This window comes from Methylobacterium sp. JK268, from assembly GCF_054052225.1.
Window position 1 is genome coordinate 35,944 of the sequence record NZ_JBSVZN010000027.1, and the last position, 24,702, is coordinate 60,645.

Below are 24,702 nucleotides of genomic sequence, written 5' to 3' on the forward strand. Positions count from 1 at the left end.
GTGAAACTTGACCTTTTCCGACTGACGTGTGCCGCATTGCAACGTGGTCGGGCAGTACTCTGGCGGAACCCTTGAGGGCAGCGATCCCGATGTGGACCTATCTCGGCCGCCGGCTCGGCGGCCTCCTGGTGGTGCTGTTCCTGGTCGCCGCCATGGTGTTCTTCCTCACGCGCCTGGCGCCCGGCGACCCGGCCGCCATCATGCTGGGCGACCAGGCGACGCCCGAGGACGTCGCGCGGCTGCGGGCGACCTTCGGGCTCGACCGGCCGCTCCTCGTCCAGTTCGTCCTCTGGCTGAAGGAGATCGCCACCGGCAATTTCGGGCGTTCGATCTTCCTGCAGCAGCCGGTCACCACGGTGCTGTGGGACCGGGCCGAGCCGACCTTCTTCCTCGCCCTGTTCTCGGTCGCCATCGCGGCCCTGGTCGGGGTGCCGGCCGGCATCGTCTCGGCGGTCTGGCGGGGCCGCGCGGTCGACCAGGCGGTGAGCGGGCTGGCGCTGCTGGCCGCCAACATCCCGAGCTTCTGGCTCGGGCTGATCCTGATCCAGGTCTTCGCGGTGCGCCTCGGCTGGTTCCCGGTGGCGGGCTACGGGGAGCCCGGCGCGAGCCTCGCCCAGCGCCTCGACCACCTCGTCCTGCCCTCGCTGGTCCTCGGCATCGTCAACTCGGCGCTGATCACCCGCTTCACCCGCGCCTCCATGCTCGACGTGCTGTCGAACGACTACGTCCGCACCGCCCGGTCCAAGGGCCTGCCGGAGAGCCGGGTGGTGCTCCGCCACGCCTTCGGCACCGCCCTGGTGCCGATCGTGACCGTGCTCGGCCTCACCGTCGCGCTGCTCATCGGCGGCGCCATCGTCACCGAGACGGTGTTCGGCCTGCCCGGCATCGGCAACCTCGTGGTCTCGGCGGTGCTGCGGCGCGACTATCCGGTCATTCAGGGCGCGCTCGTGCTGGTGGCGGGCCTCTACGTCCTCATCAACCTCGCGGTCGACGTCATCTACCGGCTCGTCGATCCCCGCGTGACCTCCTGACGGGGCTAAGACCATGAATGCCCCCGCCTTCCTGTTCCTGCGCCGCCTGTTCCGCCGCAGGCTCGTCCTCCTCGCCGCCCTGGTGCTGCTCGCGATCGTCGCGGTGGCGCTCGCGGCCCCTCTCGTCTCCCCCTACGATCCCGGTGCGATGCGGGTGGTGCGCCGCCTGCGCCCGCCCTCGCCCGACCACTGGCTCGGCACCGACGAACTCGGCCGGGACGTCCTCTCGCGGATCATCTACGGCGCCCGCGCGTCGCTGGGCATCGGCTTCTCGGTGGTGCTCGCCGCGGTGGGGGTGGGCACGCTGTTCGGGATCCTGGCGGGCTATTACCGCCGCCTCGACGGACCGATCATGCGGGTGGTCGACGCCCTGATGGCCCTGCCGGACATCCTGCTGGCGATCTTCCTCGTCGCGGTGCTCGGCGCCTCGGCCGGCAACGTCGTTCTGGCGCTCGCCATCGTGTACACGCCCCGCGTCGTGCGGGTGGTGCGGGCCTCCACGCTGGTGGTGCGCGAACTGCCCTTCGTGGAGGCGGCGCGGGCCCTGGGCGTGAGCACGCCGCGCATCCTCACGGTCCACGTCCTCCTCAACGTCGCCTCGCCGATCCTCATCCAGGCGACCTTCATCTTCGCCTACGCGGTGCTGGCCGAGGCCGGGCTGTCGTTCCTGGGCGCGGGCGTCCCGCCGGAGATCCCGACCTGGGGCACGATGATCGCGTCCGGCCAGCAATACGCCGACCGGGCCTTCTGGACCGTGCTCTATCCGGGCCTCGCGATCGTGCTCTCGGCCCTCTCGCTCCAGATCCTCGGCGACGGCCTGCGCGACATGCTCGACCCGAAGCTGCGGAAGGCCCTGTGAGAATGGCGGACCCTCTCCTCTCCATCCAGGACCTGGAGGTCCGCTTCGCCACCGAGGCGGGCGAGGTCGCGCCCGTCTCCGGCGTCGACGTGGCGGTCGCGCCGGGCGAGACGGTGGCGCTGGTCGGCGAGTCGGGCTCCGGCAAGTCGGTGTCGAGCCTCGCCGTCATGGGCCTGCTGCCGCGCCCCGCCGGCCGGATCGCGCGGGGCCGCATCCTCTACCGGACCCGGGCCGGGGAGGAGATCGACCTCGCCCGGGCGGCGCCGGAGCGGGTGCGGCGCCTGCGCGGCGCCGAGATCGCCATGATCTTCCAGGAGCCGATGACGAGCCTCAATCCGGTGCTCACCGCCGGCGAGCAGATCGCCGAATCGGTCCGGCTCCACCTGCGCCTCGACCGGCGCGCCGCCCTGCGCCGGGCGCAGGAGATGCTGGAACTGGTCGAGATCCCGGCCGCCGCCAAGCGCCTGCACGACTATCCCCACCAGATGTCGGGCGGCATGCGCCAGCGGGTGATGATCGCGCTCGCCATGGCCTGCCACCCGCGCCTGCTCATCGCCGACGAGCCGACCACCGCCCTCGACGTGACGATCCAGGCCCAGATCCTGGCGCTGATCGACCGCCTGCGCCGCGAGACCGGCATGGGCGTGCTGTTCATCACCCACAATCTCGGCGTGGTCGCCGAGATCGCCGACCGGGTGGCGGTGATGTATGCCGGCCGCATCGTCGAGACCGGGCCGGTCGGCGGGCTGTTCCGCCACCCGCGCCACCCCTACACGGCGGGCCTCCTCGACTCCCTGCCGGCGCGGGCCGCGCGGGGAGCAGACGGCCGCCGCCACGTCCGCTCGATCCCGGGCTCCCTCGGCGGCGCGGCGGCGATCCGCGACGCCTGCGCGTTCTCGCCCCGCTGCGAGCGGGTGCGGGAGCCCTGCCGCACCACCGCGCCGCCCCTGGAGGCGATCGCGGACGACCGCGCCGCCCGCTGCCTGTACTGGAGGGAGATGTGAGCGACCCGATCGATCCGATCGGCCCGATCCTGGAGGTCGAGGGCCTGACCAAGCGCTTCGGGCGCCCGCCCGCGATGGTGCGCGCGGTGGAGGATGTGAGCTTCGCGGTGGCAACCGGCGAGGTGGTCGGGCTCGTGGGCGAATCGGGCTCCGGCAAGTCGACCATCGGGCGCCTCGCCCTGCGCCTCGTCGACCCCACCGCCGGCGCGATCCGCTTCGCGGGCGAGGACGTCTCGACGCTCCCCGAGCGGCGGCTTCGGCCCCTGCGCCGCCGGGCGCAGATGATCTTCCAGGACCCCTATGCCAGCCTCAACCCGCGGCTGCGGGTCTCCGGCATCCTGGGCGAGGCGCTCGACGCGCACGGGCTGGCGCGCGGCAACCGCCGCGCCCGCATGGCCGAACTCCTCGACCTCGTCGGCCTGCCGGGCGCGCATCTCGACCGCTTCCCGCACGAATTCTCGGGGGGCCAGCGCCAGCGCATCGGCATCGCCCGGGCGCTGGCGGTCGAGCCGAAGCTGATCGTCGCGGACGAGCCGGTCTCGGCGCTGGACGTGTCGGTCCAGGCGCAGGTGCTCAACCTGCTGCAGGATCTCCGGGCGCGGCTCGGGCTCGCCATGCTGTTCATCTCGCACGACCTCGACGTGGTCGAACTCCTCTGCGACCGGGTGGTGGTGCTCTATCTCGGCCGCGTCATGGAGATCGGCCCGACCGCCGAGGTGGTCGCCCGCCCCCGCCATCCCTACACGCGGGCGCTGCTGGCGGCCTCCCCGAAGGCCGATCCCGACGCGCCGCGCATCGCCCGGCTCCTCAAGGGCGACATCCCGAGCCCGCTCGCGCCGCCGTCGGGCTGCGTCTTCCGCACCCGCTGCCCGCTGGCGGTCGCCGCCTGCGCGGGCGACGTCCCGCCCATGCGGGAGGCCGGGGCGGGTCACCGCTTCGCCTGCCTGCGCGACGCGTCCGAGATGCGGGAGGCGGCCTGATGCCGGACGGCGCCGGGAGGAGCGAGCGCGGCCCGGATTCCGCGCCGTCCTCCGACCTCCTGCGCAATCTGCGCGAGAGCCTCGACGACCTGCCCGAGACCCAGCGCCGGATCGCCCGGATGATCGTCGCGGACCCCGAATGGGCGGTCCAGACCGGGGTCGAGCTCCTGGCCGAGCGGGCGGGGGTGAGCGCGCCGACCATCGTGCGCTTCGCCCGCGCGGTCGGCTGCGAGGGCGTGCGCGACATGAAGCTGAAGCTCGCGGGCTCGCTGGCGCTCGGCACCCCCTACGTCCACCGCAGCGTCCGGCCCACCGACGCGCCCGGCGAGGTCGTGCGCAACGTGGTCGGCAGCGTGACCTCGATGCTGGCCGAGTGGCAGTCGAGCATCGACCCGGCCCGGATCGAGGAGGCGGTGGCGGCGATCCGCGCGGCCGGGCGCGTCGACGCCGCCGGCACCGGCGCGACCTCGCACTTCCTGGCCCACGACCTCCACGCCCGCCTGTTTCGGCTCGGCATCCCGTCGAACTCCTTCTCGGACGCCCATCTCCAGCTCTCCGCGGCCTCCTGCCTGACCAAGGGCGACGTGCTGGTGGCGATCTCCTACGTGGGCCGCATGCCGGGCCTCCTGCGCACCGTCCAGGTGGCGCGCCGGGCCGGCGCCACGGTGGTCGCCATCACCCGCACGGGCACGCCGCTTCACCGCGCCGCCGACATCCTGCTCTCGGTCGACGTGCCGGGCGACGCGACCATGCGGGTCGGCACCGACGCCACCATCGCGCAGCTCATCGTCATCGAGATCCTGAGCGTCCGGCTCGGCCTCGCACTCGGCGGCGGCGCGGCGCGGCGGCTCGCCGCCATCCACGACCTCCTCCAGCGCGAGCAGCTCGACAGCGACGACGCGCCGGCGCTCGCGGGCGAGTAGCCGGCGGGCGCGCCCGTCCCTCGCCGCCCTCGCGACGGCGGGCCGTCCCGCGCGACCCGGCCCAGGCCCGCCTGCGCCCTCCGTCCGGCGCGCTGCCGCGTGCACACGACTCCGAAACATCCAACTCCGTCAGTCCGATCGATGAAGCCACCGGTAACCGTGGCGAAGTCGCGGGTGTTTCAGGCTTTGGCGCTCTGGCTGACGAGGGCTGCGAGCGGGGGGATCGCACCGACTGGAACTGGACCGAGGTTCGAACACCCCGACACACTGTCAGGATGCCGAAACGGCGACGGTTCAGCGCAGATCGTCCCACCATTCGGCGAGGCCTTGAGGGGAGGCGGCGCTTGGCCAGCCTTCGGCCCATATGAGGCGGCGGTAGTCGCTCGGCGAAAGGCCGTAGGCCGCCTTGAAGGCGTGGCTGCAATTGGACAGGCTTGAGAAGCCGCAGGCACGGGAGAGATCGGAGATCCGACCGCCCTCGTCGGGCCGCGCCAGCACGGCACGCAGGCGGGCGAGCCGGCGGGAGCGGATCTCGCGGGTGACGCCACCGGTCGGCTCGAAGGCCCGGTAGAGCACTGAGCGCGACACGCCGATGGCCCGAGCGACATCGTCCGGCGTCGCTCCCAAATTCGCGTCGATGTAGACCCGTGCCCGGCGGCGGCAGATCGCTGCGGTGGCCGTCCGCACCAGTCCCGCCGCGGGCGGGGCGTAGTCTGCAAGGGCGAGAGCGAGAAGTTCTGCGGTCACACGCTCGAACCGCTGGCGGTCACCCGCGCCGTGGCGAGGCATCTCGTCGAGCGCAGCGTGCAGGAACCCAGTGAGCAGACGGGCGCGGTCCTGCGGCAGGACCCCACCGTGCAGGCGCCCGGGCTCGGGCACGGCCGCTTCGATCACGTCGCGCGGGATCGAGAGCGTGATGACGCGGGCTTGGCTGGCCCTCGTCTCCATAGGCTGGCTCATGTCGATGAGCGCACACTCGCCTGGCCCAACGATCCGAATGCCCTCCGGCGTCCCGACCGAGAGGGCTCCGTCAAGGACGATTTGTGCCGTGAAATGGTCAAAGCCACTGCGCAGAACCCGCCGGTGCGGGCGCACGTGCGCGACGCCTCGAAGCTGTCGGTCGAACAGGATCATGCCGCCGAGGCGCTCGGCCGTGACCGCGACCGCGAAGGTCTCGTCCAGCCTCACCACATCGGCCGCTGTCGCGTAGAGATCGTGATACGCCTCAAAACCGCACTGGCCGGATGGCGCTGCCACATCGGTCGAGAATTGCAGACTCACCGCTTTGCGGCCGATCGCTCCAATGTCGGACATCAATTGCTCGACCGATTTTTCGTTTGCTGCCTTTAGGGCAGAAATATCGCGCAACGCAAGATCGGACCCAAGGGAACGCCGTTCCGGCGCTTCTCCAGGTGTCAGATGCCGTCGAGGACTCAGGGGCCGGCCGCGTCAGCACGGCAGCGGCTTCCGACCGGATCCCGTCGGCGCGGAACCGGTCGTGCCACGTGCACACCGTCGCCCACGGTCCAACGTCGCTCGGCAGGGAGCGCCACGGGCAGCCGTTCTTCCCAAGCACAGGCAGGCGTTGACCATCTCGCCCAGGTCGACCTGGAGCGGATCGTCGCCCGACAGCATGGGGGCGATCAGCGCCCCTTGCGCCTCCGTCAGGTCGCTCGGGGACGCCTGTACAGGTCTGACGGGAGATCGCCGACATCGGCGGCAAGTGGGCGGAATCCGTTGCGCGCTGCGTCGCCGCTGAGCACCCGTTGCGGAGGATGGTCATGCAAGCCGTGCAGCACGGCACGGTGCACCAGGGCATTTGACTGGGCGTCCCAATATCTTGATCCGCCGCGGGTTATCGTTGGAGACCCAGCACGGGTGTGCCATGGAGACGGTGTAGCAACAACGAGATCTTCCATGACCCGTATCCTCTTAAGCACTGCCATGATCATGATTATCTCCAGTCAAGTGGCGATGGCTGCCAATCGGCACGTCGATATCGTCAACAAAACTGGGTTGACACTCAAGCATTTTTATGCTTCTAGCATAGGATCAAACAATTGGGAGGAAGATATTTTAGGTCGTGATACAATTGCGAACGGTGAAACGTTCGACATCGACATTGATGACGGTACGGGAGCTTGCCGTTTCGATTTCCGGGCCGTATTCCAGAACGGAAGCGAGATTATCAAGCGGAACATCAACGTCTGCGAAATCTCGACTTTCACTTATACGCGTTGATCGGCTCACGTCCGTTTCGTTCCAAGTGCCCGGCACAGGAATCGCACATGAGAAAGCTCCTCTTCACGATCGAGGGCCGTATTCCACGCAGCCAGTATTGGCTCGCCATGCTGATCTACCTAGGCGTCGCCGTGGTCGCCGCACTGGTCGCGTCCCTGCTGAATTCCCTGTTCTCCGGAACCGTTGGAGACAACGGTGATGTGACGGTCACCGGCATCGCTGCCCTGCCATCCATCCTGCTCTCGCTGGGCTATACGGTCCTGTCCATCTGGTCGGGAATTTGCGTGAACGCCAAGCGTTGCCATGATCGGGGCCGGTCGGGCTGGTTCCAGCTCATCATCTTGATCCCGATCATCGGACAGATCTGGTACATGATCGAGAGCGGCCTCTTGCGTGGCACGCGGGGGCCGAACCCGTTCGGCCCCGATCCACTCGACGGTGTCACGGCCGCCTCTCCGCTCGCGGCCTCTGCCTGAGACAGGTTCTGGCACGACCTGAGCACAAAGCCGAATCATGAAGCGCAATCTGATGCTGATTGAGTGTGGACCCTAACGGCCTAATCGACATTGTGGGATACATTCTCGGCCGAATATCTGGGAGCCCATCAGACTTGATGCAGCAATAGAATGCTAAATGGAATATAAACTCCATAAGTGGCAATAAAACCACCTCCTCATGCTGAGGTGCTGCGCAGCAGCCTCGAAGCACCCCCAGAGCATGTCGTCCAAGGTACCATTTCTCTTGGATGAGCGTTCTGGGGTGCTTCGAGGCCGCTGCGCGGCACCTCAGCATGAGGAGTGTCGCGCAGTCCGGACGCGGTCATTCGGTGAGCCGGCAATCCAGATGCGCACACACGGTAGGTCCGGTGGCGGAGGGCGGCGCGTCGGATGTCACGCGCGGAGCACCCCTTCTCCGCCGCAGGCGATGCGGGACAAGCGGCAGGCGCGGTTCGCCGGTCCGCGCGATCGTTCAGACCGTCAACGTTCCGACTTCCGAAAGCGTCACGTCTTGATTGGAATAGTTTTTGAGCGACGCGCGTAAGCTAGAATGATTGAAATTCATAAGTTTCATTTTATGGCCATAGAACAGAGAGAGTTGTAAATATGTCACGTTGTTGCCTTGACCCTCAAATTGTCATTTGCGATCAGAGCGGCACCTGCGGCAACCCAGCTGCGATCGGGGCTCGCTCATGTCCAACCGCACCGCACATCTCGCCTTCCTGATCGCAACAACCGCCCTCGCCGGACCGGCCCTCGCGCAGGAGGCCACCATCCCGCTCGACCAGATCACGGTGGAGGGCGCCCGGACCGGCCCCGTCTCCGGCGGGATCAGCCGGGGCGACGGCGGCACCGCGGCCACCAGCGGCGGCGGGGGCGGGCCGTCCGGGGTGACCGGCTACACGGCGCGCATCTCCCCGACCGCGACGAAGACGAACACGCCGCTGATCGAGACGCCGCAATCCGTCTCGGTCCTCACCCGTGAGCAGCTGAACGACCGCAACGTGCAGACCCTGAACGAGGCCCTGTCCTACACGCCGGGTGCGGCGACGAACGTCTCGGGCTTCGACCCCCGCTTCGATTCCATCACGGTGCGCGGCTTCGACATCACCTACAACGGCATCTACCGCGACGGGCTCCGGCAGGTCGGGGCCAACCTGACGCTCCCGCGGATCGAGCCCTACGGCCTGGAGGCGGTGACGATCCTGCGCGGGCCGGCGTCGGGCCTCTACGGCCTGGGGTCTCCCGGCGGCATCCTGGACGCCACCACCAAGCGGCCCGTCTTCACGCCGTTCGGCGAGGTCTGGCTCCAGGGCGGCTCCTTCGACCGCTACCAGGGGGCCTTCGATCTGGGCGGGCCGGTCGAGGGCTCGGGCGGCACCATGGCCTATCGGCTCACCGGCCTGGGCCGCCAGTCGGGCACCTTCGCCGGGCTCGGCACCAAGGACGACCGCGTCGCCATCGCCCCGGCCTTCACGTGGAAGCCGTCCGCGGACACCACCGTCACGCTTCTCGGCGAGTACCAGAAGAGCACGCTGCCCGGCAGCATGACCTTCTTCAACGATCCCGGTTTCCGCATCACCTCCCTCTTCAACGCCGATCCGCGCTTCAACGACGTCAATCAGGAGCAGTATCGCATCGGCTACGCCTTCGAGCATAAGGTCACGCCCGACCTCATCGTCAGGCAGAACTTCCGCCACTACGGGACGTTCGTCGATTTCCGCTACTCGCAGATCGATTCGATCGACGACGAGCGCACGACCGGCACGCGATCGACGGGCTATCTCCGCGAGGCGCTGCGCCAGGAGACCCTCGACAACCAGATCGAGGCCCACTTCGCCACCGGCCCGGTCGCCCACACGGCGCTCGCCGGCCTGGATTTCACCCATTACGATTTCGGGACGCGCTCGGGCTTCGGCGCCGCTCCCCCGCTCGACCTGCTCACGCGCAATTACGGCGCGCAGCCGATCGTCGCCCCGGCCCTCGGCCCGACGGCGCGTCAGGCGCAGAGCCAGCTCGGACTCTACCTTCAGGATCAGGCCAAGTTCGGGGACTTCGTCCTCACGCTGACCGGGCGCCAGGACTGGGTCTTCCAGAACAATCGGGACAAGGACGGGATCGCGACGCGCCAGGACGACAGCGCGTTCACGGGGCGCGTCGGCCTGAACTACACTCTGGCTCCGGGCCTGGTTCCCTACGCGAGCTACGCGACGACGTTCACGCCGCAGGTCGGGACCAATCTCAGGGGCGAGGCGTTCAAGCCGGCCACCGGCGACCAGATCGAGGCGGGCGTCAAGGCCCTGATCCCCGGCACGAACATCCAGGCGGCCTTCGCGGGCTTCGACATCGTGCAGTCGAGCGTCCTGCGCACAGACCCGACCAATCCGGCGAACCAGGTCGCCACCGGCGCCGTCCGGTCGCGCGGCTTCGAGGCCGAGGCGACCGCCGCGGTCGCGCCGGGCACGAACCTGACCGTCGCCTACACGCACCTCAATGTCAGCTACCTGCGCCAGACCTCCGCGCTCGGCGAGACGCTCGACGGCAACCGCCTCTCGGGTATTCCCGGCGACACCTTCACGGCGTTCCTGACCTACCTCTTCCCGGCGAGTTCGCCCCTGCGCGGCCTCACCCTCGGCGGCGGCATCCGCTACACCGGCAGCAGCTTCGCGGACGATCAGAACACGTTCCGCAACCCCACGGTGACCCAGTTCGACGCGCTGGTGTCGTACGATTTCGAGGCGATCGATCCCAAGTACAAGGGCCTGCGCGCGCAGATCAACGGCTACAACATCTTCGACCGGAATTATTACACCTGTCAGTCCGGCTACTGCTATCGCGGCGCCCCCGCGACGGTGCTGGGCAGCCTGATCTACCGGTGGTGATCGGCGCGGCGCGCGGGCGAGGGCATCCCGCCGCCGGCCTCACCCGCGCACGAAGCTGAGGGGCCGGCCGGTGTCGGGATGGGGCATCACGCCCATCGCGACGCCGTAGATCGCCGCGAGCCCCTCCGGCGTCACGACGGAGTCGGGCGGGCCCGCGGCGATGACCCGGCCGCTGTGGAGGGCCACCAGGGCGTCGCAGAAGCGGCTCGCCATGTTGACGTCGTGCAGCACCACCACGACGCCGAGGCCGCGCTCGGCGGACAGGCGCCGGATCAGGGCGAGAACCTCGACCTGATGGGCGACGTCGAGGGCCGAGATCGGCTCGTCGAGGAGCAGGCACCCGGCATCCTGCGCGACCAGCATGGCGAGCCAGACCCGCTGCCGCTCGCCGCCCGACAGCGTCTCGACCGGGCGGGCGGCGAAGCGCGCGACGCCGGTCAGCGCCATCGCCTCGGCGACCGCCTCCCGATCGCGGGCGCCGAAGCGGCCGAGCGCGCCGTGCCAGGGGTAGCGGCCCATCGCCACGAGTTCGCGCACCAGCAGCCCCGCGGCGGAGGGCGGCTGCTGGGGCAGGTAGGCGACCCGGCGGGCGAAGGTCCGGTCGCTCCACGCCGCGAGCGGCTGGCCGTCGAAGCGGATCGTGCCCCCGCTCGGGCTGTGCGCGCGGGCGAGGAGCTTCAGCAGGGTCGATTTGCCCGAGCCGTTATGGCCGATGAGCCCGGTGACGCGCCCGGCCGGCAGCGTCAGCGTCAGCGGCGCCAGCAGCACGCGCCCGGCCGCCGCGACGGTCACCGCCTCGAGGGAGAACAGCGCGGCGCCCGGGGCGGGTGCGAGCATCGGGGGCGCTCCGTGACGGGGTGGGCGGCGCCGGTGCGGGCCGGCCTCTCGGTCGGCCCTCATGCCGGCCCCCGGCGGCGCCCGGGCTGCAGCAGCCCGATGAGGAGCGGCCCGGCGAGCACCGTGCCGATCAGGCCCGCCGGCACCTGGAACGGCGGGGCGAGGACGCGCCCGATGCCGTCGGCCGCCACCAGCAGGCCGGCGCCGATCAGCGCGGAGGCGGCGATCCGCTCGCCCGCGCGGGCGAAGCCCAGGCGCCGCGCGAGGTGCGGGGCCACGAAGCCCACGAAGCTCAGCGGCCCCACGGCGAGCGTCGCCGCCGCGGTCAGGGCCGCGGCGAGCGCCAGGATGGCGAGGCTCGCCCGGCGCGGGCAGACGCCGAGCGCCCGCATCGCGCCCGGGCCGAGCACCGCGAGGTCGAGCCAGCGCACCAGGAGCAAGCAGGCCGGCACCAGGATCGCCGCGCTGGCGGCGGCGCCGACGGCGACCTGCGGGCTTACGTCGGAGAGCGATCCGGCGAGCCAGCTCGCCACGAGCAGCAGGCGCGGATCGCCCCCCGCCGCCAGGACCGCCATCCCGGCGGAGAACAGGGCGCCGAGGGCGATCCCGGTGATCAGGATCTGGTCGGGCCCGGCCGCGCGCCGCCCGAGGGCGAGGAGCGTTCCGGCGACGGCGGCGCTGCCGAGCGCGGCGGCGGCGACCTGCAGGCCGTAGGTCGGCGTGGCCGCGAGGAAGAGCACCAGCACGAGGCCGAGCGCCGCGCCCGAACTCACGCCGAGCACCTCCGGACCCGCCACCGGGTTGCGCGTGAGTTGCTGCAGCAGCAACCCGGCGACGGCGAGCATCGCCCCGGCGGAGCCCGCCGCGAGGGTGCGCGGCCAGCGCCAGGGGAGGAGCGGCGCGAGGTCGGAAAGGCGCGCGACGGCGAGCCCGCCGCCCGGGGAGGGTCCGACGACCAGGCAGGCGAGGCCGAGGAGCGGGGCGAGGAGGGCGAGCGCCACCAGTCTCCCGCCGGTCCGCGCCCGGCGCGGGGTGGCGGCCGGGACGGGCTCGGCCGCGGGCGCGAGGCGCAGCCGCGGCATCAGCCAGAGCAGGATCGGCGCGCCGAGGAGCGCGGTCGCCGCGCCGGTGGGCACGTTCACCCCGGCCAACGCCTCGACGGCCTGCAGCCCGGCATCGGTCACCCACAGGAGCCCCGCGCCGAGGAGCCCGCTCCACAGGAGCCGCGGCCCGAAGCGATGGAGGCCGAGGGCGCGCGCGAGGGCCGGCGCGGCGAGGCCCACGAAGCCGATCACGCCGACCGCGCTCACGACCGCGGCGGTGAGCGCGACGGCGAGGCCGAGGCCGACGAGCCGGATCCGCGCGACCGACAGGCCGAGGCTCCGCGCCGACTCGTCGAGGTCGAGGAGCTGAAGGGGTCGCGCCAGCAGCGCGACCGGACCGGCCAGGACGAGGACGCGCCCGGCGAGGGGGGCCGCCACCGACCAATCCTGCTGGTTGAGCGCCCCACTGCCCCACACCGTCAGTCCCCGGAGGGCCTCCTCGTTGAGGAGGCTGAGGCCGGCGGCGGCGGCCCCGCAGACCATCGCGACGACCATCCCGGCCAGGATCACGGTGAGCGGGGCCAGCCGGTCGCGCCAGGAGAGGCCGAACACGATGGCCACCGCCCCCGCGCCCCCGGCGAGGGCGACGGCGTCGCGGCCCGGTCCGAGCAGCGCGGGCGCGACGAGCGTCGCCAGCGCCAGGGCGAGCTGGGCGCCGGCCTCGATCCCCAGGGTGGTCGGCGAGGCGAGCGGGTTGCGCAGGGTCTGCTGGAGCACCGCGCCCGCCAGCGCGAGGCCGGCGCCCGCCAGGAGCGCCACCGCGAGGCGCGGCAGGACGCTGTCATGGACGAGGAGTTGCGGGAGATCGTCGGGCGCCGGGGCGATGAGGGCCGGGATCCAGGCCGCCGGGGGCAGGTGGGCGCTCAGGACCAGCGCCGTGGCGCCCGCGCCGAGGCAGCCGAGGAGGAGCACGGCGAGGGCGGGCGCGCGCGGCGACTCACGCATGCGCCGCGGCCTCCGCCAGGAGGCGGGCGAAGCGGGCGGCCGACGGCAGGGTGCCGAAGGCGAAGACCGGCGGCAGGCGCACGAGCCGGCCGGGCGCGGAGAAGCCCGTCGCCCGCCAGATCGCGCTGTCGGCGATGAGCCGCAGCGCCTCCGGCGGCACGGGGTCGAAGCAGATCAGCCGGGCGTCGCGCACCCGCGCGAGGGCCTCCATCCCCACCGCCGCGAAGCCCCAGGGATTGGTCCGGCCGGCCCAGCCGTTGGCGAGGCCGAGCCGCCGCAGCACGTCGTCGTAGAAGCTGTTCCGGCCGAAGACCCAGACGTTGCGGGCGTCCTGGAAGGACACCAGCAGGACCGGGCGGTCCCGCCAGGGGGCGACGCGGGGGGCACTGGCCGCGAGCGCGCCGTCGATCTCCGCGAGGAACGCCTCGGCCCGGTCGGCGGCGCCGAACAGGTCCCCGAGCCGGCGCGTCGCCGCGACGAGGTGGGGCCAGGGCGGGGAATCGGTGGCGTGAATGGCGAAGCTCTCCACCGGCGCGACGCGGGCCAGGAGCGGGCGCAGGCGCTCCAGGTAGGGCGTCGAGACGATGAGGTCGGGTTTGAGCTGCTGAAGGAGTTCGAAATTGGTCTCCCGCGCCGTCCCGAGATCGACGATCCCGGCCGGGAGCGGCGGCTCCACCACCCAGGTGGACCAGCCGCCGACCGCCGAGAGGCCGACCGGCGGCCGGCCGAGCGCGATCAGCGTCTGCGCGAGGCCGTAATCGAGGCTCGCCACCCGCGACGGCCCCGCCGCGGCCGCGGGGAGCGGCGGGATCGCGCAGGCGCCGAGGCCGGCGAGCACGCGGCGGCGGTTGGGACAGCGGGAGGGGGCGGCCACGGGGCGGGACGAGGTCTCCAGGCGTCGAGGGCGCGCGCGCCTCACGCCGCGCCCGTGACGGAGAACGGCCGGGTCCGACGACCCTCGCGCGGGAGAGACAGGCTCGCGGGCCGGTGGGGACGCCCATCGCGTCGATCCGGCGGACGGCTTCTCATTCCCAGGTCCCCAGGGCGAACCGGAGGGCCTGGTTGACCGCGACCGGCAGGATGGACATGTGGGTCTCGCCCTCGACCAGGGCGAAGCGGCTGCGGACCTCCGGGAGCGCCCCGAGGCGCTCGCTCATGGCGCGCGCGTTGTCGACCACGCGGCTCGCGGCGTAATCCGCCCGGCGCTTGGCCTCGTCCGCGGCGCCGACCTGGAACGGGGCGAGGCTCTGCTCGTAGGCGGCGGCGGTGATCAGGACCTCGGCCGCCGGCCGCTCCGTCCGCGCCGCGTAGGCCCCCGCCGCGGTGAGCACCACGGCATCCTCCCACCAGATGGCGGGGCTCGCCGCGATCCAGTGCGTGAACATCCCCGGGCGGGTGAACAGGGCGTGCAGCACGCACAGCCCGCCGAAGGAATGGCCGAAGATCGCCTGCCGCGCGGGATCCACGGGGACGCGGCGGGCGATCTCGGGCCGCACGATCCCGTCCAGGAAGGCGAGGAAATGGTCGGCGCCGCCGGTGCGCACCGCCGGGCCGCCCTCCCGGTGCGGCGGATAGGTGGCGCCCGGCGGGGGGCCGTAATCCCAGGAGCGGCGCACGCTGTCGTAGGCCGCGTCGGTGGGGTAGCCGACCGCGACCACCACCGCGTCGCGGATGCCGGTGCCGAGGGGCCAGGCGGCCTGCACGCGGATGGCGTCGCAGGCCGTGGCGAAGACCGCGTTGCCGTCGAGCAGGTACAGGACCGGCCATCCCGAGGCCGGGGGCGGTCCCGGCGAGCGGCGCAGGAAGATGCGGTAGGGCTCCGCGCCCTCGGCCGGCGCGAGGTCGAACCGCACCGCCTCCGCGAGGACGACCGGGGCCTCCGCGCCGGTCACGCGCGGATCCCCGCCGCCCGCGCCTCGACGGGATTGATCGAGGCCCAGGCGACCATCGGCTCCGGCAGGTCGAGGTCGAACCGCTCCCGGCCGAGGAGCGCGTTGATGATGGTCGCGCTGCGCCACGCCATCAGGCTCAGCTGCGAATCCGCGATGCCGTGGCTGTGCCGCCCGGCATTGAGCGCGAAGATCCGGTTGTGCGCCGGGCCGTCCCAGGCGAGGGCGTAGTCGTCCCCCAGCACCATCCGTCCCTTCCGGTCCGTGGCGAGCCGGGGCTTCAGCGGCGCGAACGCGTCCGGCAGGGCGAACCGGTAGCCGGTGGCGAGCACGACCGCGTCGGCATGGACCATCTCGACGGCCCCGTCGAACTCGTTGCGCATGACGAGGCGGTAGGACCCGCCCTCCTCCGCGGCCTGGATCACGTCGCGGCGCGGCATGAGCACGGCTTCCACAGGGTCAGATTCGAAGTAGCGCATGGCGTAGAGCCGGCGATAGATCGCGTCAATGGTGGCGGGCGAGATGCCGTCGCTGGTCAGCACGCTCGTCGCGAAGGCACTCGCCTTGCGGTCGTCGGCGAGACGCCGGTAGGCATCGACGTATTCCGGCGAGAAGACTTGGTTCGAGAACGGCGTGTCGTTCAGCGGCTCGAAATTGTGGCGCCGGCTGATCCAGGTCAGCTGGGTCATCGGCGTTTTCTGCGACAGCAGGTGCTGGACGATCTCGGCCCCGCTCTGGCCGCCGCCGATCACCGCCACCCGCCCGTGGGGCAGGGCCGGAAGGTGCTCGGTCGCCCGGTGGGCGTGGAAGCAGCGGGCGGGATCGAGGCCCCTGGCCCAGTCCGGCAGGGCCGGGGTCATGCCGACCCCGATGGCGATGTTGCGGGCCCGGACCCGCTCCGGCCCGACGCTCAGCACGAAGTCGGATCCGTCATGCGCCACCTCGGTCACGTCGGCGCCGAAGGTCAGGGTCGGCAGGGCCTGCGCCACCCAGGCCAGGTACTGCGCGAATTCGCGCCGCGGCGCCGCGTCGTAATGGGCGTTGAGGAAGGCGAAGAAGCGCTTCGTGCGCACGAGGTAGGCCACGAAGGACCAGGGATTCGTCGGGCTCGCCGCCGTGACGAGGTCCTTCAGGTAGGAGGATTGCAGCGCGACGTCGGGCAGCATCATGCCGGGATGCCAGTCCAGGCGCGGCCGCCGCTCGAAGAAGCGCGCGGTGAGCCCGTCGACCTCGTCGAGGAGCGCGGCGAGGCTGAGGTTGAACGGGCCGATGCCGATGCCGGCGAGGTCGAGGCTCCCGGTCGTGGGGCGCAGGCTGGTCATGGAGAGAGGGTCCTTCGATCGAGGGGCAGGGCCGCGCCCGGCCCGGCGGAGCGGGGCACGCGGCGATGTCGGGAGGGCGGGCGCCGCCCGCCCGGCGGGAGGGGCGCGGCGGCCGGGGCGGCGGCCCCGGCGCCGAGCGTCATCCCGGCGGGCGGTCTCGTCCCGGCAGGGTTGGGGACGTCCCCCGGATCGCCTCCTCCAGCCGGTGCGCGAAGCGGCTGTGGAAGGCGCTCGACCCGATCACGTGGAGGTGGTTCGTGCCCGCGATGATCTCCGCCGGGTTCGCGCGCCGCGAGAGGCGGCGCCAATCCATCAGGTTCAGGCCGCGATGCAGGCTGTCCTCCGCCGCCCAGGCGTGGATCGGGCAATCGTAGGGCCGGGGTTCGTAGCGGCGGAAGATCAGCGCGTTGTCGATGAGGATCCAGAACGTGTGCTCGCGGCTCGCGATGTCGGGGCCGTCCTCCGGCAGCCCGTCCTCCTCGTCGCCGACGAAGCGCAGGAACTGGTCGTAGGTGCGCGCATCCATGGAGCCGAGCAGCCGGTCCCAATCCGCCCGCATCCGCGTGCGCCCGAGCCACGCGGTCACCCGCCGGTGCAGGGCCTCGCGCTCGCCGGGGGCGAAATGCGGCACGGCGCCGATCGCGAACTCGGTCCCGAGGTCGCAGACGTCGACCATGCCCACCAGGCGCAGATCCACCTCGGTGCCGAGCATCCGCGCGGCCTCGTAGGCCAGGAGGCCGCCCCAGGACCACCCCAGGAAGGCGCAGGGCCGGCCGGCGCTCTCCCGCCGGATATGCTCGACGTAGCGGCCGGTGATCTCCGCCACCGAGGCGTCGAGCTTCTTCTCCTCGGAGAGGGAGTAGCAGATGAAGCCCGTGGCCGGCTGATCGGGCCCGAGGAAGTCCACGAGCTTCACGTATTCGCGGGTGGAGACGAGGAGCCCGGGGAAGCAGTAGAGCATCGGCCGCGCGCCGGTCTCGCGCAGGCGGATGACCTGTCCGCCCAACGCCTCGCCGCCCCGCGCGATGGAGGCGGCGAGGCGGCGCACGGTCGGCGCGTTGAAGAGATCGGCGATCGTGACGCGGGCCTTCGGCCGGCTCTCCCGCAGGCGCGCGACGATGCGCACGGCCGACAGCGAGTTGCCGCCGGCCTCGAAGAAGTCGTCGGTGACGCCGAGCGCCGGGACGCCGAGCACGTCGCGCCAGAGCGCCACCAGCTCCGTTTCGAGCGGCGTGGCCGGCGGCTCGCCCGCGGCGGCGCGCGCGGCGGGCGGGGCCGGTAGGGCGGCGCGATCGAGCTTGCTGCTGGGATTGGTCGGCATGCGCGCCAGCGGCACCACGGCCGCCGGGACCATGTAGTCCGGCAGCAGCCGGGCGAGGGCCCGGCGCAGGGCCTCGGGATCCAGCGCGGCGCCGGCCTTCGGCACCGCGTAGGCGACGAGCGCCTTGCGGCCGTCATCCTCCCGCAGGATCACCAGGCCTTCGCCGACCCCCTCCTGGGCGCGCAGGGCCGCCTCGATCTCGCCGAGCTCGATGCGGAAGCCCCGCAGCTTCACCTGGAGATCGACCCGCCCGACGAAATCCACCGAGCCGTCCTCCCGCCAGCGCGCGAGGTCGCCCGACCGGTAGAGCCGTCCGCCCTGCGGCGCGAAGGGGTCCGGCACGAAGCGGTCCGCCGTGACGCCGGGCCGCCCGACATAGCCGCGGGCCACCCCCTCGCCGCCGAGATAGAGTTCGCCGGTGACGCCGATCGGGCAGGGATTGAGGTCGGGATCGAGGATGTAGGCCCGGCGGCGGCCGACGCAGCGACCGAGCGGCGCGTAGGCCCCCTCGAACCGCGTGCCCGCGGGCACCTTCCAGACCATTGGGGTCATGATCGTCTCGGTCGGCCCGTAGCCGTTGATCAGCCACTCCGCCTTCAGGGCCCGGGAGAGCAGGTCGAAGGTCGCCTGCGGCAGGCCCTCGCCGCCGAAGGAGTAGAGCCGCATCGGCGGCGCGCCGTCGGTGGCCTGCGCCCATTCGGCGAGCTGCTGGAGGTAGGTGGTGGGGATCGAGGCGTTGTTCGCCCCGTGGCGGCGCATGGCCGACAGGGTCTCGTCCGGCGTCCAGAGCGGCTGGTCGGGCAGGACGATGCTGCCGCCGACCATCAGCGGGTTCATCCAGCGCTCGTGGCCCCCGTCCGACGAGAAGGGCAGGAAGGGGAGTTCGCGGGATTCCGCGCTCATCCCGTAGACGCGCGCGGTCGCCTGCAGGTGGTGCGTGAGGGGGCCGTGCTCGACCGCGACGCCCTTGGGCTTGCCCGTCGAGCCCGAGGTGTACATCACGTAGGCGAGCTGATCGGGATGCACGGGCGGCGTCGCGGGCGGGGTCGCGGGCAGCGCCGCCAGAGCGGTCCGGTCGAGCGCGATCACGGTCGCGGCGATGTCGGCGGGGATCTTCTCCCGCAGGGCGGCGTGGGTGAGGACGACCTTCACGCCGGCATCGCGCAGGATGTGGTGGTTGCGCGCGGGCGGATGGTCCGGCTCGATCGGGACGTAGGCCCCTCCCGCCTTGAGCGTGCCGAGCATCGCGGCGATCGCCTCCGGGGAGCGTCGGATCGCGATGGCGACGCAGTCTTCCGGGCCGATCCCGGCCCCGCGCAGGCAATGGGCGATCCGGTTGGCGTGGGCGTCGAGCCGGCCGTGGCTCCAGCGTTCCTCCCCCCAGATGATCGCGATCCGGTCCGGCGTGGTGCGGCCGTGATCGGCGATGAGGTCGTGCACCGGGCGGTCGTCGTCGAGAGCGTCGTCGGGATAGGGGGCCGAGAGGCGGTCGAGTTCGGCGGCTTCGACGAGCGCGATGCGGCCCAGCCGCACGGCGCCGTTCGCGGCTGCCGCCGCGAGGATGCGCCCGAGATGATCGGCGGCCCGCGAGACCAGGCTCGCCGCGTGAACGCCCTCGGCGAAGTCCATCACGCCCTCCAGGCTCCCGTCGGGGGCCGGGATCGCGGTGACGAGAAGGTCGGCATCCGCCCTTCCCCCCGGGGCGTGGGACACCAGGGTCGCGCGGCGGGGATCCTGCGCGCCGAGGACGGGCTCGCGCAGGGCGAACACCGTCCGGACGAGACCGTCGGTGGCGTCGCCGTCGTGCCGCCACAGGGCCTGCGCGAGCCGCTCGAAGGGAACGTGGCGCGCCACCCCCTCGTCGAGCCCGCGCTGCACCTGCCGGGCCGCGTCGAGGAAGCCCAGATCCGGCCCGAGCCGACAGACGAGGGGGAGGATGTCCTCGATCCGGCCGATCAGCGCCGCGCGCCCCGGCGCGTCGCGGTTCTCGATCACCGTGCCGAGCCGCGCGGTCCAGTGCCCGCCGTAGCGCGCGAGCAGCGTGGCGAGACCGGTGAGGAGCAGCGTCGCCAGCGGCACTCCCGCCTCCCGCGCGAGCCCGCGCAGGGCGGCGACCGTCTCCGGCGCGATGCGGAAGGGCCGGCGGGCCCGGCCGCCCTCGGCCGCGCCGGCGAGGGTGGGCTTGGCCGGCAGCGCCGTCGCGGCCGGCTCCTCCGCCAGGGCCTCGCGCCAATGGGCGAGCGCCTCGGCGAAGGCGGGCGAGGCGAGGAAGGCCTGCTCGGCCCGCACGAGGTCGCCGGGATCCGCCACCGGCGCCCGGGCGCCCTCCCGGCGGGTTTCCGCCAGGATCTCCGCGGCGAGGACCCGCAGCGAGGCCGGATCCGCCACGATCGGGTGGAGCACGACGACGAGGGCCGCTTCCCCGTCCGGCAGGGCCACGCGTGCGAAGCGCGACGCCGGGTCGTGGTCGAGGTCGAAGGGGCGCCCGGCGAAGGCCGCCACCGCCCGCTCGAGGGCCGCCTCGGCCGCCTCCCCGGGCGCGGGCGAGAGCGGGAGAGTCTCGACGGCGAGCGCGTCGGGCGCGGTCGCGACCTGCTCGATGCGCCCGCCGGGAAAGCGCCGGAACCGCGACCGCAGGCTCGGCTGCCGGGCGGCCACGCTCCGCAGGAGCGCGTCGATCCCGCGATCGGGGAGCCGCAACACCAGCACCTGCGGGGGGAACAGGGTGCGGTCGCCGATCTGGCCGAGCGACCAGATGCGCTTCTGCGCGACCGTGAGCGGCAGCCCCGCCGGGCGCGCCTGCGGGCCGCCGGCCTCGGCCATCGCGACGATCCCGTCCTCGGACGGGTGGGGGGAGCGCGTCCCGACCTCATCCATGGCGGACGCCCTCCGGCCCGGCCGCGAGGGTGCGCCGCCACCCCGCCGGAGCGAGGTCCGTCCAGACGGCGTCGATATGGGCCAGACACGCCTCCCGCGGGCCGACATAGCCCGTGGCGGTCCAACCGACCGGGATCTCGCGCTCCCGCGGCCACACCGAGTGCCGCCCCTCGCGGTCCTCGACCACGCACCATAGCGTTTCGTTCGTCATCGGGCCTCCCGGATCCACATCCCCAAGGACGAGCCGGGCCGCCCGGGATTTAGTCCCGAAGCGTCTTTTTCGTCAGTCGGCGCGGATTTTCTCGGGAGCGGCCTGAATCGCGGCGGCGCGCCCTCGTCCTTGTCCATGGGGTCTCTGCGGGACCTTGGGAGAGGGTGCTGGAGCAACGTGACTGCTGCGACTGACAGACCTGACGGCGGCGAGCCGCTGCCGATCGTCGAGATCCTGGAACGCGCGGCGCGCGTCGAGGGCCTGCCCGGGGGGCCGCTTCACGTCGAGGTGACGCGGGGCGACTTCGGCTATCGCCTCGTCGCGCCCGAACGCGACCCGGAGCGGACGGGCCGGGCGGTGGCGGCGGTGGCGGAGGCGCTCACGGCGGGCGGGCGCGAGGCCGTCCCGATCGCCCTCGCCTGCGGGGATCCGGCGAGCCGCGCGCATCTCCTCGCCGAGGGGATCGCCGTGCCCGAGGGCGACGCCCTCGCGGTCCGGCCGGAACTGACCTGGCAGCGGTCGAGCCCGTGGCTCGCCGCCCCCCGTCCGCCCTACCCGGCGCTGCACACGATCACGGCGGGGCGGCGCCATCCCGTGCGGCCGCCGAAGCCCGCCGGGACCGTGTACAGGCGGCGCATCCCCTGGCTCGCGCGGGAGCTGAGCTTCCGCGTCCTCGACATCGACCGCGACCTGCCGCTGTTCCACCGCTGGATGAACGACCCGCGGGTCGACGCGGTCTGGGAGGAGGCGGGCGACCGGGACACCCACCGCCGCTCGCTGGAGACCCGCACGGCCGATCCGCACCTGCTGCCGCTGATCGGGGCCCTCGACGGCGTGCCCTTCGGCTATTTCGAACTCTATTGGGCGGCCGAGAGCCGCCTCGGGCCGCACTACGCCGCCGAGGATCACGACCGCGGCTGGCACGTGCTGATCGGCGAGGAGGCGTTCCGCGGCCGGTCCTTCATCACCGCCTGGCTCCCCTCGCTCATGCACTACGTCTTCCTGGACGATCCGCGCACGCAGCGGATCGTCGGCGAGCCGCGGGCGACGCACGCCCAGCAGATCCGCAACCTGCACCGCGCGGGGTTCAGCGGGGTCAAGCATTTCGACTTTCCCCACAAGCGCGCGCTGCTGGTGATGCTCCTGCGGGAGCGCTTCTTCGGGGAGCGCCTCTGGGCGCCGGAGGCCGCCCCGTGACCGCCGCATCCTCGGGCGCGGCGGATCTCGGCGCGCCGGACCTGCGCCGCCTCGTCGTCCGCCTCGCCCTGCCGACCGTGATCGGCCTCTCCGCCAACGCCGCGCATCACGCGGCCAATGCGGTCTTCGTCGGCATGATCGGGGTCGAGGCCCTGGCGGCGATCCTCGTCGCGCTCCCGATCGTGGCGCTGCTCGCGGCTTTCGGGGAAGGCCTCGGCGCGGGGGCCGCCACGGCGATCGGGCGCGATCTCGGCGCGGGCGCCCCCGCGCGGGCCGGGGCCACCGCCTCCACGGTCGTCGCGCTCGCGCTGCTCGGCGGCCTCGTCCTCGGCGCGGGCACGGCGCTCGCGCGCGAGCCCCTGCTGGTCCTGTTCGGCGCCCCTGCGGACACCCTGCCGCTCGCCGGGCGCTACCTCGCGATCATCGCCCTCGGGGCGCCGCTCGCCCTGCTGCAGATCGTCTTCGACTTCATCGCGATCGGCCAGGGGAGGACGCGGTTCAGCATGGGGACGCTGGTGGGCGGCTTCGCGCTGAACGCCGTCCTCGACCCCGTGCTGATCTTCGGGTGCGGGCTCGGGACCGATGGCGCCGCGCTGGCGACGGTGCTCTCCGAGGCCGCGGTGGTCGGGGTCTACCTCGTCTGGTTCGCCCGCCGCTGCGGGGACGTCCCGGTCGCGCCGCGGCGCGTGCGGTGGCGGCGCGCCGTCCTCGCCCCCGTCCTGACCGTCGGCCTGCCGACCACGGCCGCCAGCATGCTGACGGGGATCGCCTTCGCCATCCTGTACCGCGCCGCCGGCACGCAGGGCGGCGAGGCCGGCATCGCGGCGGTCGGGGTGGCCCTGCGGGTCCTGACGCTCGGAACGCTGCCGGTCCTCGGCTTCACCCTCGGGGCGCAGCCGGTCATGAGCTTCGCCTGGGGGGCCGGGAACCGGGAGCGCGTCGCCGCGGCCTGCCGCCTCACGGCCGCCGTGACGACCGGGTTCTGCGTCGCCTATGCCGGCCTCGTCGCCGCCGCGGCCCGGCCGATCGCCGGCCTCTTCATCGCCGATCCGGCGACGCACGACCTCGCCGCCCAGGCCCTGCTCGCGGCGCATCTCGCCTTCCCGTTCGCCGGCCTGCGGGCGGTGGTCCTCGCGCTCCTCGAAGTCGTCGGGCGGCTCGGGCCGGTCGCGCTGCTCGCCCTCGCCCAGAACGGCTACCTGCTCATCGGCGCGCTGATCCTGCTCCCGCCGCGCCTGGGCTTCGCGGGCGTCCTGGCGAGCCTGTGGGTCAGCGGCGGCCTCGCGACCGTCGTCGCGCTCGCCCTCGCCCTGCCCCTTTGGGCCGCCCGGCGCGACCGCGCCCCCCGTCCCCTCCATTCCCCGATGCCGAACCCGGAGCGCACGGCGCCATGACCCAGCACGTCTCATCCGCCGATCTCGCCCGCCTCGACGCCGCCACGCGCCTCGCGGAGCCCGGCGCGGGCCCCCTCAACGCGGCCTCTCCGGCGATCTTCCAGACGTCGCTCTTCACCTTCGACCGCTACGCCGACCTCGAAGCGGTCTTCGCCGGCCGCTCGAAGCAGTACATCTACTCGCGCGGCGACAACCCCACGGTGGCCGAACTCGAGCGGCTGCTCGCCGACCTCGAAGGAGCGGAGGCCGCCCGCGCCTTCTCCAGCGGCACGGGGGCGATCGCCGCGACGATGCTCGCCTTCCTGGCGCAGGGCGACCGCGTCGTCGCGGTGCGCCACCTCTACAACGATGTCTTCCGGATCTGCGAGAAGCTCCTGCGCAAGTTCGGCGTCGCGGTCGATTACGTGAACGGCACCGACACCGCCGCGGTCGCGGCCGCCCTCCCGGGCGCGCGGCTCCTCTACCTGGAGAGCCCGACCTCGCTGACCTTCGAGCTGCAGGACCTCCCGGCGATCGCGGCCGAGGCGCGGCGGCACGGCGTCATCACCGTCATGGACAATTCCTGGGCGACGCCGCTCTTCCAGAAGCCGCTCGCGCACGGCGTCGACCTCGTGATCCACGCCGCCTCGAAGTATCTCGGCGGGCACAGCGACACCCTCGGCGGCCTCGTCGCCGGCTCCGCCGCGCATATCGGGCGGATCAACGAGGGCGCCTATCCGTATCTCGGGGCCAAGCTGGCGCCGCTCGAAGCGTGGCTGCTCCTGCGCGGGATGCGCACGCTGGCCCTGCGCATGGAGCGGCACATGGCCAACGGCCTCGCCCTCGCCGAGCGGCTGCGGGCCCATCCCGACATCGCGCGGGTGCGCCACCCCGCCTTCGACCCCCATCCGGGGCGGGCGACCCTCGCGGGCTATGCGGGCCTGTTCACCTTCGAGGTCGGCGAGGCGATCGACGTGGCCGGCTTCGTGGATGCCCTGGCGCACGTGCGGATCGGCGTGTCCTGGGGCGGCCCCGAATCCCTGGTGATGCCGGCGCTGGCGCCGCTCCAGATGCCGCCCGCGGCCAACGGGCTCCTCCATTTCGGGGTCAGCCCGCGCGCCGTCCGCTTCGCGGTGGGGCTCGAACATCCGGACGTGATCGGCCGCGACGTCGAGCAGGCGCTCGCGCGCGGGCGGCGCTGAGCCGCCCG

General features: G+C 72.7%; 19 protein-coding genes and 1 pseudogene. 11 read left to right on the plus strand and 9 right to left on the minus strand.

Annotated elements, in window-relative coordinates; translation table 11 throughout:
• Window positions 1-89: 89 nt before the first annotated feature.
• The 5 genes from ACW9J6_RS24525 to ACW9J6_RS24545 all read left to right on the plus strand — a co-directional run bounded on the left by ACW9J6_RS24525 (window position 90) and on the right by ACW9J6_RS24545 (window position 4,797).
• Window positions 90-1,031 (plus strand): ABC transporter permease, encoded by a 942-nt coding sequence (locus ACW9J6_RS24525; RefSeq protein WP_457119060.1) that lies wholly within the window; start codon window positions 90-92, stop codon window positions 1,029-1,031.
• 13 nt (window positions 1,032-1,044) lie between these two features.
• Window positions 1,045-1,890 carry an ABC transporter permease gene (locus tag ACW9J6_RS24530; protein ID WP_457119061.1) on the plus strand — a complete coding sequence of 282 codons (846 nt, stop codon included), beginning with the start codon at window positions 1,045-1,047 and terminating at the stop codon, window positions 1,888-1,890.
• A 2-nt stretch (window positions 1,891-1,892) separates the two neighbouring features.
• Complete coding sequence (locus ACW9J6_RS24535; RefSeq protein ID WP_457119062.1) at window positions 1,893-2,894, plus strand: ABC transporter ATP-binding protein; 1,002 nt, start codon at window positions 1,893-1,895, stop codon at window positions 2,892-2,894.
• Window positions 2,895-2,968: 74 nt separating this feature from the next.
• Window positions 2,969-3,874, plus strand: a complete 906-nt coding sequence (locus ACW9J6_RS24540) for an ABC transporter ATP-binding protein (protein WP_457119147.1) — start codon at window positions 2,969-2,971, stop codon at window positions 3,872-3,874.
• A complete protein-coding gene (locus ACW9J6_RS24545) occupies window positions 3,874-4,797 on the plus strand; it encodes a MurR/RpiR family transcriptional regulator (protein WP_457119063.1) in 924 nt (307 codons plus the stop codon). The genes ACW9J6_RS24540 and ACW9J6_RS24545 overlap by 1 nt, the downstream gene beginning before the upstream one ends.
• Before the next feature lie 294 nt (window positions 4,798-5,091).
• Here ACW9J6_RS24545 and ACW9J6_RS24550 read toward each other — a convergent pair whose 3' ends face one another.
• Both ACW9J6_RS24550 and ACW9J6_RS24555 read right to left on the minus strand, forming a co-directional pair.
• A complete protein-coding gene (locus tag ACW9J6_RS24550; RefSeq protein WP_457119064.1) occupies window positions 5,092-6,165 on the minus strand; it encodes a helix-turn-helix domain-containing protein in 1,074 nt (357 codons plus the stop codon).
• A 76-nt stretch (window positions 6,166-6,241) separates the two neighbouring features.
• A pseudogene (locus tag ACW9J6_RS24555) lies at window positions 6,242-6,531 on the minus strand (transposase); the annotation flags it as partial.
• Window positions 6,532-6,714: 183 nt separating this feature from the next.
• On the opposite strand from ACW9J6_RS24555, the gene ACW9J6_RS24560 reads away from it, so the two are divergent.
• From ACW9J6_RS24560 to ACW9J6_RS24570, 3 genes are all read left to right on the plus strand, one after another.
• Window positions 6,715-7,038, plus strand: coding sequence for a hypothetical protein (locus tag ACW9J6_RS24560; protein ID WP_457119065.1), 324 nt, complete (start codon window positions 6,715-6,717; stop codon window positions 7,036-7,038).
• A 47-nt stretch (window positions 7,039-7,085) separates the two neighbouring features.
• The gene (locus ACW9J6_RS24565) at window positions 7,086-7,514 is read left to right on the plus strand and encodes a DUF805 domain-containing protein (RefSeq protein ID WP_457119066.1); all 429 of its coding nucleotides are present in this window, start codon (window positions 7,086-7,088) and stop codon (window positions 7,512-7,514) included.
• 713 nt (window positions 7,515-8,227) lie between these two features.
• Window positions 8,228-10,417 carry a TonB-dependent siderophore receptor gene (locus tag ACW9J6_RS24570; protein ID WP_457119067.1) on the plus strand — a complete coding sequence of 730 codons (2,190 nt, stop codon included), beginning with the start codon at window positions 8,228-8,230 and terminating at the stop codon, window positions 10,415-10,417.
• Window positions 10,418-10,456: 39 nt separating this feature from the next.
• Here ACW9J6_RS24570 and ACW9J6_RS24575 read toward each other — a convergent pair whose 3' ends face one another.
• From ACW9J6_RS24575 to ACW9J6_RS24605, 7 genes are all read right to left on the minus strand, one after another.
• A complete protein-coding gene (locus ACW9J6_RS24575) occupies window positions 10,457-11,254 on the minus strand; it encodes an ATP-binding cassette domain-containing protein (RefSeq protein ID WP_457119068.1) in 798 nt (265 codons plus the stop codon).
• A 59-nt stretch (window positions 11,255-11,313) separates the two neighbouring features.
• Window positions 11,314-13,302, minus strand: coding sequence for a Fe(3+)-hydroxamate ABC transporter permease FhuB (gene fhuB / locus ACW9J6_RS24580; protein ID WP_457119069.1), 1,989 nt, complete (start codon window positions 13,300-13,302; stop codon window positions 11,314-11,316).
• Window positions 13,295-14,176: an ABC transporter substrate-binding protein gene (locus ACW9J6_RS24585; protein WP_457119070.1), complete on the minus strand. Its 882-nt coding sequence runs from the start codon at window positions 14,174-14,176 to the stop codon at window positions 13,295-13,297. The genes fhuB and ACW9J6_RS24585 overlap by 8 nt, the downstream gene beginning before the upstream one ends.
• A gap of 151 nt (window positions 14,177-14,327) precedes the next feature.
• A complete protein-coding gene (locus tag ACW9J6_RS24590; protein ID WP_457119071.1) occupies window positions 14,328-15,194 on the minus strand; it encodes an alpha/beta hydrolase in 867 nt (288 codons plus the stop codon).
• On the minus strand, window positions 15,191-16,513 hold the full coding sequence (locus ACW9J6_RS24595) for a lysine N(6)-hydroxylase/L-ornithine N(5)-oxygenase family protein (protein WP_457119072.1): 1,323 nt from the start codon (window positions 16,511-16,513) through the stop codon (window positions 15,191-15,193). Before ACW9J6_RS24595 ends, ACW9J6_RS24590 begins: the two co-directional genes overlap by 4 nt.
• Before the next feature lie 139 nt (window positions 16,514-16,652).
• The gene (locus tag ACW9J6_RS24600) at window positions 16,653-20,711 is read right to left on the minus strand and encodes a non-ribosomal peptide synthetase (RefSeq protein WP_457119073.1); all 4,059 of its coding nucleotides are present in this window, start codon (window positions 20,709-20,711) and stop codon (window positions 16,653-16,655) included.
• Window positions 20,704-20,922: an MbtH family protein gene (locus tag ACW9J6_RS24605; RefSeq protein WP_457119074.1), complete on the minus strand. Its 219-nt coding sequence runs from the start codon at window positions 20,920-20,922 to the stop codon at window positions 20,704-20,706. The genes ACW9J6_RS24600 and ACW9J6_RS24605 overlap by 8 nt, the downstream gene beginning before the upstream one ends.
• 177 nt (window positions 20,923-21,099) lie before the next feature.
• On the opposite strand from ACW9J6_RS24605, the gene ACW9J6_RS24610 reads away from it, so the two are divergent.
• From ACW9J6_RS24610 to ACW9J6_RS24620, 3 genes are read left to right on the plus strand one after another with little or no spacing between them, the layout of a single operon-like run.
• On the plus strand, window positions 21,100-22,119 hold the full coding sequence (locus ACW9J6_RS24610) for a GNAT family N-acetyltransferase (protein ID WP_457119075.1): 1,020 nt from the start codon (window positions 21,100-21,102) through the stop codon (window positions 22,117-22,119).
• Window positions 22,116-23,513 (plus strand): MATE family efflux transporter, encoded by a 1,398-nt coding sequence (locus ACW9J6_RS24615; RefSeq protein ID WP_457119076.1) that lies wholly within the window; start codon window positions 22,116-22,118, stop codon window positions 23,511-23,513. Before ACW9J6_RS24610 ends, ACW9J6_RS24615 begins: the two co-directional genes overlap by 4 nt.
• Window positions 23,510-24,694, plus strand: a complete 1,185-nt coding sequence (locus ACW9J6_RS24620) for an aminotransferase class I/II-fold pyridoxal phosphate-dependent enzyme (RefSeq protein WP_457119077.1) — start codon at window positions 23,510-23,512, stop codon at window positions 24,692-24,694. The genes ACW9J6_RS24615 and ACW9J6_RS24620 overlap by 4 nt, the downstream gene beginning before the upstream one ends.
• Window positions 24,695-24,702 lie beyond the last annotated feature (8 nt).